Annotated in this window: 5 protein-coding genes; all 5 read left to right on the top strand. The window is 44.1% G+C overall.

The features are described 5' to 3' along the window. Positions 1 to 2,786, top strand: a 2,786-nt coding sequence (locus MLE17_RS18215; protein WP_243350206.1) for an Ig-like domain-containing protein, incomplete at its 5' end; no start/stop codon positions are given. Positions 2,787 to 2,848: 62 nt separating this feature from the next. Further along, complete coding sequence (locus tag MLE17_RS18210; protein ID WP_243350205.1) at positions 2,849 to 3,778, top strand: type IX secretion system membrane protein PorP/SprF; 930 nt, start codon at positions 2,849 to 2,851, stop codon at positions 3,776 to 3,778. 213 nt (positions 3,779 to 3,991) lie between these two features. Further along, positions 3,992 to 4,267, top strand: coding sequence for a YtxH domain-containing protein (locus MLE17_RS18205; RefSeq protein WP_243350204.1), 276 nt, complete (start codon positions 3,992 to 3,994; stop codon positions 4,265 to 4,267). 264 nt (positions 4,268 to 4,531) lie between these two features. After that, complete coding sequence (locus MLE17_RS18200; protein WP_243350203.1) at positions 4,532 to 9,124, top strand: autotransporter-associated beta strand repeat-containing protein; 4,593 nt, start codon at positions 4,532 to 4,534, stop codon at positions 9,122 to 9,124. Between the two features lie 943 nt (positions 9,125 to 10,067). Further along, positions 10,068 to 10,631, top strand: a complete 564-nt coding sequence (locus tag MLE17_RS18195) for a hypothetical protein (RefSeq protein WP_243350202.1) — start codon at positions 10,068 to 10,070, stop codon at positions 10,629 to 10,631. The last annotated feature ends 9 nt before the right edge of the window (positions 10,632 to 10,640 follow it).

Raw genomic sequence — 10,640 nt, 5'->3', positions numbered from 1 at the left:
AAGTAACGACCATTCAACCGACCTGTCAGACAGCCACTGGTACTATTATGATCGCAAAAGTCGCCGGTATGCGTTACAGCATCAATGGTTCAGCCTTTGATACGATCTCAGTTTATGCAAATCTGTTGCCGGACATTTACAGTGTAAGAGCAATGAATTCCGACAGCTGTATCTCTAACGATACCACTGTAACGATCCACGTTCAACCGGCAACACCGGCAGCACCAAAAGTAACGACTATCCAACCGACTTGCCAAACCGCTACCGGAACCATCACGATCTCAAAAGTCGCCGGTCTGCGCTACAGCATCAACGGTTCAGCCTTTGATACGATCTCAGTTTACGCAAATCTGTTGCCGGGCAATTACAGTGTAAGAGCGATGAACGCAGATAGCTGTATGTCCAACGATACCACTGTAACGATCCACGTTCAACCGGCCACACCGAAAGCACCGCAAGTCAAAACAATCCAACCGACCTGTCAGGTTGCTACCGGTACCATCACTATCGCAAAAGTTGCTGGTATGAGCTACAGCATCAACGGTTCAGCCTTTGATACGATCTCAGTTTATGCAAACCTGTTGCCGGGTAATTACAGTGTAAGAGCAATGAATTCCGACAGCTGTATCTCTAACGATACCACTGTAACTATCCATGTTCAACCGGCTACACCGGCTGTACCAAAAGTAACGACCATTCAGCCGACTTGTCAGGTAGCTACGGGTACAATCATAATAGCCAAAGTAACCGGCATACTATACAGCATCAATGGAACGAATTATGATACAACCGGCATTTATACGAACCTGATCTCTGGAACATATCACGTATCTGCTAAGAATGCAGATGGCTGTATATCTGATACAACTATTTTCATCAACAGTCAACCGATTACACCGACTACACCTGGGGTAATTGCTGTACAGCCGAGTTGCCAGATACAAACAGGTACAATCATTCTTAAAAAAGTTCCGGGCCTGAGATATTCAATGAATGGAACGGAAAGTACAGATACTGTTACGATTTTCAGAGGATTACCTCCGGGGCAATATGTTATTCAGGCCAGAAGCGCTGCGGGATGTGTTTCTCCGGATACAACGATAAATCTCAAAGCTATCAGGAATTGTGCTTTGATAGCCAATAATGACTCAATAGTTACCCTGGAAGATACCCCGGTTACAATAAATGTTTTGGCGAATGATTATGATAGCGATGGTGATCCATTGAATATTACCACTGTATCGGCTCCCGCACACGGTTCAGTAACAAAGAATTTCGATAATACGGTTACTTACAAACCGTATCCGAATTACAATGGCAAGGATAAATTTGCCTATGTGATTACTGACGGTAATTCGAGTGATACAGCCTCGGTATTGGTGACAGTCATACCGGTTAATGACAAACCTGTTGCAGTAAATGATACTGTCAGCACACCGGAAGATACACCGGTGATCATTCCGGTACTGCATAATGACTATGACGTTGATGGTGATGTTTTGACAGTGATCAAAACAACCAAACCAACAAATGGTACAGTGATAATTAATTCAAATAATACCGTAACGTATAAACCATCAGCTAATTATCATGGAAATGACCAGTTCGATTATATTATCTCTGATGGAGAACTGACCGATACAGCAACAGTATTTATAACTATTACATCGGTCAATGACAGGCCGATCGCACTCGATGATAGCGTGAGTACACCGGAAGAAAAGCCGGTTACCATTAACGTTTTGGCAAATGATAAAGATCCGGAAGGCGACCCGTTGACCATTATCTCGATATCAAAACCTGCTAACGGTACCGTGATTCAAAATGCGGATAACTCATTGACCTATACACCTAACGTGGATTATGTTGGAAATGACCGGTTTATATACGTTATATCCGATGGCCATTCAACCGATACGGCAACCGTATTTATCACGGTAATTCCGGTCAATGATCCTCCGATTGCAGTCAATGATACGGTATACATGGTTGAAAATACAACTCTGAATATAAATGTACTGGCTAATGATAAAAACCCGGACGGTGATCAATTGAGCGTAAGCCATAATTCCAAACCAGGAAAAGGTACTGCTGACCTTAAGGGGGATAATAGCTATGACTATACACCGGAGCCTGACTATCGCGGAACAGATAGTTTCACTTATACCATTTCAGACGGACATGGAGGTACCAGTACGGCGACTGTATTTATCTATGTTTTGAAGAAAAATCATATACCGATTGCAGTCAATGATACGGTAAGAATTGAGATGAATACAGAGTTTAAGCATGATGTATCGGTTAATGATATTCCGAGTCAGGATGGAGGAAACAGATGGAGTGTGGTAACACCGCCTAAGCATGGAGTTATTATTCAATTTGATAATGATGGAACCTATTACTACATGCCTGTGGAAGACTTTGAGGGAGACGACAGTTTCACCTATAAGATAACCGATGTTGATGGTGACGACTCTCTGGCAACCGTGTTTATCCATATCTATTGGGATATTTACGTTCCGGAAGGCTTCTCACCGAATGGAGATGGTAAAAACGATCGGCTTGTCATAAAAGAGCTTTACAAATATCCCAACAATCATATAGTGATCTATAACCGTTGGGGTAATAAAGTTTTTGAAGCGAGAAATTATCAGAATGACTGGAATGGGGAAACTCAATTTGGAGTAACCATCGGCGGTCGGAAACTGCCGGTTGGAACGTATTACTATATTTTAGATTTGGGAAATGGAAGAGTGAAGAAAAGTTTCATTTACCTCAATCGGTAGCGTAGATATTTTGTTTTAGATAGGAAGGGTTATTCGTTTTTCTGGTTAATGAATGTGACGCCATGAAACGAGCTATTTTAATAGTTGTCTGGATATTTATCACCGGAACGGCATACTGCCAACAGGATCCGATGTTTACTCACACAGTGGAGAACATGCTGAGTCTCAATCCTGCGTATGCCGGTAGCCGCGATGCTTTGACTGCTACCCTGGTTTACCGTTCTCAATGGGTCGGTTTTAAGGGAGCTCCGGTCACGGAGGTGGCGAGTGTGCATTCGCCAATTCCCGATCAGCGGCATAACTTTGGCCTTACCTTTATGAAAGATAAGATTGAACCTTCACACAATTCTTCCATGTTTGTCGATTATGCCTATCGCTTCAATGTGACAGAATTCAGTACGCTGGCTTTCGGTTTGAAGCTGGGATTTAATTCCCTGAGTAGTAATCTGAATGAGTTGTCACTGGATGAGAGCCTCGATGAAGCTTTTATGGGGAAATTAAATAACGAATTCAAGCCCAATGTCGGCTTTGGAGCATATTATTCAAGGGATCGGTTTTATGCTGGATTTGCCATACCGAAGTTGTTTGAAAGTAATTATGTCTATCACGGTGAGAATGTACTATCGAGTGTTTTCAAAGAACGCCGCCACTACTATCTCATGACCGGTGGAATTTACACTTTGTCAGAAGATTTTGAATTTAAACCCTCTACGCTTATCAAGGTAACTCCCGGGGCGCCTATCCAGATGGATCTTACAGCCGGATTGATCATTACTGAATATCTGACCATCGGTACGATGTACCGTACGGGAGATGGTTTTGGTGCAATGGCCGGTCTCGACGTGGCCAGGAAATTTTTTATCAGTTATTCGTATGATTGGTCTTTATCGAATAAAACATCGCGGTACAACAACGGCAGTCACGAAATACTGATGCGGTATGACTTCAAATTGCCCGGTAGATACCGTTATCACGCACCTGTCTATTTCTGATAGAAGAGGGGAGGTTCAGGCTTGAAAATCAAATCGTGCTTTGGCTTTATTAATCCCTGTTTTTGCTGAACAAACCCTGAATATTTTATGTTTTTCTTATAGACCCGCTGAATGAATTTAGCGGTAAAGATTTCTTTGAAAAGTTCCAACACCGCAAGGATGTGTATTCTCTGGGTTTTGTAGAAAAGTTACTCACCTTTAAAATATTCAATTATGAAAACCATGAAATTATTTGGAGCATTAATGGCCGGAGCTATTGTTGGTGGAGCTCTTGCAATTCTTTTTGCACCGGCAAAAGGTAGTGAAACACGTGCCAAACTGGCTGAAGGTGCTAAAGACCTTACCGATGACATTATGGATCAGATGAAAAAAGAAGCCGACAATCTGCGTGAAAAAGCTGAAGAGCTGAAACATATGGCCGAAACAAAAATGGAAGAAGTTAAGACTGTAGTTAAACAGAAAACAGAAGCAATGATGCATCACAATTAAGCCACAGTCATATCTGAGTCTGACTCGTTCTACTGATTGTAAAAGACAAATCTGAAGCGCTGGTAAGTAGTCCAAATGGATGCTTATCAGCGCTTTGATTTTTATGTAGAATCAAAAACATCAGAGTTGAAGCAATCGGGGATAATAAAAGCAATGCATGGATTTTCAGGGATATGTACGTTTATCCATTTTAAATAGTAGGATTTCGATGTTCTTTTGTATTCTGAAAACTAATGCGTTAAGCGATTATTAACCTCGATATTCATGATTAAAAGTTACATTAAAGCTTTTCTGATTTGCTTCTTTAGTGCAACATCAGTGCTGTTTGGCCAACGGCAAATGGAAAAACTAAACCGCGGACTGGTAGCGGTCAGAACCTCTTCGAGTCAGGTATTTCTTTCCTGGCGATTACAGGGTACAGATCCTGAGAACATTGCATTTAACCTCTATCGCGATGGTGTCAAGATTACTTCTACGCCTATTTCGTCCGTAACCAATTATACTGACAATTCGACGGTTGGTACATCTTATGCCGTAAAACCTGTACTTAATGGTGTAGAAACAGGCGAAACCAACCAGGCTTCTGTGTGGACTAACAATTACGTGGAAATACCCATGCAAGTGCCCGATTCCATGACCATGCCAGACGGTACCAAATGCGGATATTCTCCCAATGATTGTAGCGTTGGTGACGTGGATGGAGATGGAGAATATGAGATTATCATAAAGTGGGATCCCTCTAACTCTAAGGATAACTCTCAATCAGGTTATACCGGTGATGTTTATCTCGATTGCTACAAATTAAACGGAACCCGCCTCTGGAAATATCCGATTGATTTAGGTAAGAATATCCGTGCAGGTGCGCATTACGTTGATATTGAAGTAGAAGACTTTGACGGTGACGGCAAAGCGGAAATTGCGGTCAAAACAGCGCCGGGAACCAAAGATGCAACGGGTGCTTTTCTGAGCAAAGGGCCTGCAGCCTCCGACAATGATGCTGCTGATTATCGAAATACCTCCGGATACATCCTGCTTGGTCCGGAATACCTGAGCGTATTTAGTGGACTGACCGGAGCAGAGTTGGCTACTACCTATTTTGTCCCTGCCCGAAATAGCAGCATTACTTCCAGCGATGTGTCTGCTTGGGGCGACAATTATGGAAACCGTGTTGACCGTTTCCTGGCTTGTACTGCCTATCTGGATGGAATACACCCGAGTATCGTGATGTGCCGGGGATATTATACCCGCGTTTGCCTGACTGCATTTGATTATAAAAATGGAACCATCACTCAAAGGTGGAAATACGATTCAAATTCACCTAACGGCGTTAACGCTTATGGACAGGGTAATCACAACCTGAGTGTGGCCGATATCGATGACGATGGCAAAGATGAGATTGTGTATGGAGCCTCGGCATTTGATGATGATGGCAAATGTTTGTATTCTACAGGGCTTGGACACGGTGATGCCATGCACGTGACAGACCTTGACCCTGACAGAAAAGGTCTTGAAGTGTGGGAAGTTCATGAAAGCACAAGTGCTACTTATGGTTATGAGATGCACGATGCTAAGACAGGCGCTATTTTGTGGGGTGCTTTTACCGGCTCTGATAATGGTCGGGGTTTGGCTGCGAATGTCAATGCTTCGAGCCGTGGTTTTGAGATGTGGAGTGCGGCAGGCCCGGGTGTCTCAAGCTGCAAAGGAGCAACCTTAGCGACCAGTAGCCCGTCCATGAACTTCCGTATATATTGGGATGGCGATTTACAGGACGAGTTACTTGATAATATTACAATCTCAAAATATGGTGCTGGAACTCTATTGTCAGCTTCCGGATGTTCATCCAACAATGGCACAAAAGCTACTCCAAACCTTTCAGCCGACATCCTCGGAGACTGGCGCGAAGAGTTGATTCTGCGCACTAGCGATAATACAAAACTTCGAATTTATACCACCACAATAGCAACTACAAACAGGCTTTACACCCTGATGCACGATGCCCAGTACCGCGATGCGATAGCCTGGCAAAATGCAGGTTACAACCAACCACCACATGCAGGCTTTTATATCGGGGATGATATGGATACACCTCCACCGTCAGCAGCCTATAATGGCGAAAAACGCTGGAAAAGCGGTACCATCTGGGATAATAATACAACGGCTTCGTGGACTGACAGCCTGAGCCAGGTATCGACGTTTAAAAATGGAGATGGCGTCCTGTTTGATGTCTCTGCCGGAGCAAATGCAGCGGTTTCCGTATTCGGAAGTCTGTCACCGGCCAATGTAAAAGTCAATTCTCCATACAACGTTACCCTTTCGGGCGATGGCGGGTTAACCGGAGACATGACGATGAAGAAAGTGGCCTCAGGTATATTGACACTGAACAATAACAACAGCTACACCGGAGCTACAACCGTTTGGTCAGGTGATTTTTACAACAATGGCGTGTTGTCAAACAGTGAAGTAAATATCAAGTCATTTGTCAAACTGGGAGGTAAAGGCGTCTTTGGAAACAATGTTACGTTGGCCAATAATACCACGCTGAGCCCGGGAACTGCTACAGGAGAGGCTGCAAAAATGACTTTTTCCAAAGCCCTGAAAGAGTCTGGCGCTGTCACTTACAACCTGGATATCGTGATGAACACAGCCGGAAATGTAGTGGCAAATGATACCATCATTGTAAATGGAGACTGGACCATTTCTGGAAAAAGTACTTTTGCTATCAACGGTGTTAACGGCACCATTAAAGCCGGTGATTATAAACTAATGCACTGTTCCGGTGCCGTTCCTTCTGACCTGGCCAAAATTACGATTACGGGTATTCCTGCTTCATTGGGTTATGTGTTATTGAATCAGAACGGCGATATCATATTGCGGGTGAAAGCTCCCTCCAATCTGGTGTGGAGTGGAAGCGTGAATACAAGTTGGGACGTGGCTAAAACGGCCAACTGGATTGAAAATACAAGCGCCCAGACTTTTATGTCAAATGATTCAGTGTTGTTCAATGATAATGCCACTACAAAAACAGTTGTTATCGGTGAAAGGGTATTGCCCGCTACCGTGAATGTGGATGCTTCTACTGGATATTCATTTAGCGGAACCGGATATATTGACGGGGTAGGAGGGTTGACTAAAAACGGAACTGGCAAGTTGAGCATTTATACTTCAAATAAATATACCGGTCAAACAATTATTAATGGCGGTATTCTTGAATTTAGCACTCTGACAAACGGCGGTGTTGCATCATCTATCGGTGCAGCAACCAATGCTCCGGCAAACATCCGGATGAACGGAGGCCGGATTAACTATACCGGTTCTACGGCTTCAACTGACCGGGGATTCACCGTGGGACAAAATGGCGGAATCCTCTCTGTTGTGCTTCCTTCGGCCACATTGACGACAATCGGAAAACTGACCGGCGCCGGAAAACTAACCAAAGAAGGTGCCGGAGGTCTGACGCTTTCTGTGGCAAGTGATTACAAAGGTGGTACCCAAATCAACGCCGGTACTCTTACACTTGCTAATGATGTTGCCAATACCAGCGGATTGGGTTCCGGGGGTGATACCATCACCTTCAAAGGCGGTACTCTGTCTATGTTTGACAGTAATACTACATCCAATACTTCAAGCTGGAACATTGTAATACCAACGGGTGCTACAGGTACGTTGAAAACTGACGGAAAGTCCACAATCGTAGGGTCGTTAACAGGTGCCGGTACTCTGAACTACTACATCAATTATATCGGAAACTATTTGCAATCGGACGCGTCTAAGTTTGCCGGTACAATCAACGTGACTACCGATGCCGATGGCGGTTATTTCATTCCATATAACACGAAAGGTCTTCCTTTGGCTAAAGTATATCTGAATAACCTGGTTACCATGATGTACCCGGTTTCAGCCAATGTGAAGATTCCGGTCGGAGATCTTACCGGAGGTGCAACCTCTGTCCTGGGTGCCGGAGGTACTTCCGCCTGTACGATTACCTGGTCGGTGGGTGGCCTGAATGCTAACTCCACCTTCAGCGGCGTAATTAATAATACCCAATATAGCGGAACGGGCGCTGTGGCAGCCATCGTCAAAGAGGGAACCGGAACCTGGACGCTGACCAATAGCAATACCTATACCGGAGGAACGACCGTAAATGGCGGTACATTGATGGTAAATAACACAACCGGAAGCGGTTTAGGTACCGGAGCGGTAACCGTAAATGCAGGCGGTACACTGGCCGGAACCGGTATCATATCCGGAGCTGTTACGGTAAATAGCGATGGTGTTCTTTCTACCGGAAATAATAGAACGGGTACGCTTACCGTAAACAATAGTGTAAATCTTGCGGCCGGAAGTATCTGGGCGGTGGATATTGATAAGACCAATGCCAAGAATGATTTGCTGACTCTGACCAGTACGCTCAATGTGGCAGGAAAACTTCAGGTAACCGCATTAAACGGAACTTCGTTTGCCGCAGGAGACGAGTTTAAGATTGTAAATGGTACGGTTTTAGGCCTTCCTACAGAAGTCATTCCGGCTCAGCCGGCTACCAATCTTGCCTGGGACTTAAGCGAACTGGCTACCCGTGGGGTATTGAAAGTAACCAATGCTGCCGGTGTCAACACACCCCAGGTGGTTACCCGCATTTATCCAAATCCGTTCAGAAACACGCTTACCGTTGACTTAGGTTCTGAAGCGACTGACCTTCAGGTTTCTCTGGAATCTATGTTGGGACAAACGGTTTATGTGCAACAAGCATCCAATACTGCAAAACTTCAGATGAATCTGTCCGGGTTGTCAGACGGCGTTTATCTGCTGAAAGTCAAAGCCGATAATCAGGAGTTTGTGAAAAAGATAGTAAAAGAATAAGGAGGCATACATTGCCAACTTTTGTGTGTAAATAGGGGAAACGGGCTGCCGCGATGGTAGCCCGTTTTATTTTTGTCCTGTGTGGAATGAATGGGGCGATAGCAATTGGATACTCATTCAGGGGTAGTTCAGTAGTCATTGAGGTTATTCCCCAGGTATAGATGAGGTATAGCCCAGGTTAACCCCAGGATAACCCCTATCTAAAAAGGTTGGGGATATCCTGGGCTATTCTCCCGCTATTCCCCGCCTGTTATTGGTCAGAAAGAACAATGACCCACCAAGGTGTATCGGATTGACCCTGAATGTGTACCGGATATAAGCCCAATTGACTGGTTTCGGGAACATCTATATCGGAGGAGTATCGAACAATATCGGAGTAGTATCGGACCAGTATCGTAGGAGTATCGGAGCAATTCTGACTTGGGCCCTGATTTATTGTAAACGTTGACAGGCTTATCCATTCCATCAGATTCTGAATTTACTATCTCATAAATACTGATTTAACAATCGTGAATCCGAGTATTTAACAAAAAATATATGGGGGGGGTAAAATATATCCCATATATTTGCCGACGTTAATACAATAAACCTGTCATAAGGTAAAGCAATGCGAAATGATATGCATGCAGGTTTATTATCAGATGAGGCTTGATATATAGAAATGACCAATTGATTGATGCCATAGGCATTGTTGTTAAGCGAAAAGAAAGAACAAGCCCGCAATTACGACCTAAAACCCTTTGATTTTTTTGAGAAAATAATTGTCCATACTGCTCTGTTAATGTGTTTAACAGACGTGGACGTAGTATCAGTTAATCTTGATAACAATTCAAGGTCTGGCCAATCTTTGCCCTCATCGAAGGATAATCGAACGATGAGCGAAGGATAAGCGTAAGATCAGGGATTGTCAGGGATAATTATAAACTTTAAAAACCATTAAATTATGGCTGAATCAAAGAACAATGTCCTGACACATGGACTGAGTGGAAAGGTGGGCGATTTGATCGTATTTCGCCAACGGGGTGACAAAACATTCGTATCGGCTAAGCCCCGTGAGCGTTCGGGTGAGATGACCGATGCGCAGAAAGCGCAGCAGGCCCGTTTCCAGGAAGCGGCAATCTATGGAAAGAGTGCGCTTCAGAATGAAGCGCTGAAAAAACAGTACCAGGACGCTGCCGGTGATGGCAAGACTCCTTATAATGTGGCCGTGGCCGATTTCCTGAAAGCTCCCAACATCAAAGAAATTGACCTGACAGAGTATACCGGTAAGGTGGGTGACAAGATTACTGTATCGGTGACTGATGACTTCAAAGTGACAGGTGTGACGGTCTCTATTTACAATGCTGACGGTTCCGTAGTGGAAAATGGCACTGCAGAACTGGATCTTCTTAAAAATAAGTGGATTTTTACTGCAACTGCCGAAAACGCATCGCTGGATGGTGATAAGATCGTGGTAACGGCTTCGGACCTGCCCGGAAATGTAACAGAAAAGAATGAAAGCCTGTAAAAGGGCTTT

Origin of the sequence: Parabacteroides sp. FAFU027, assembly GCF_022808675.1 — a bacterium.
GTDB lineage: Bacteria > Bacteroidota > Bacteroidia > Bacteroidales > UBA7332 > CAXXIC01.
This window is presented reverse-complemented; position numbering and strand designations above follow the sequence as displayed.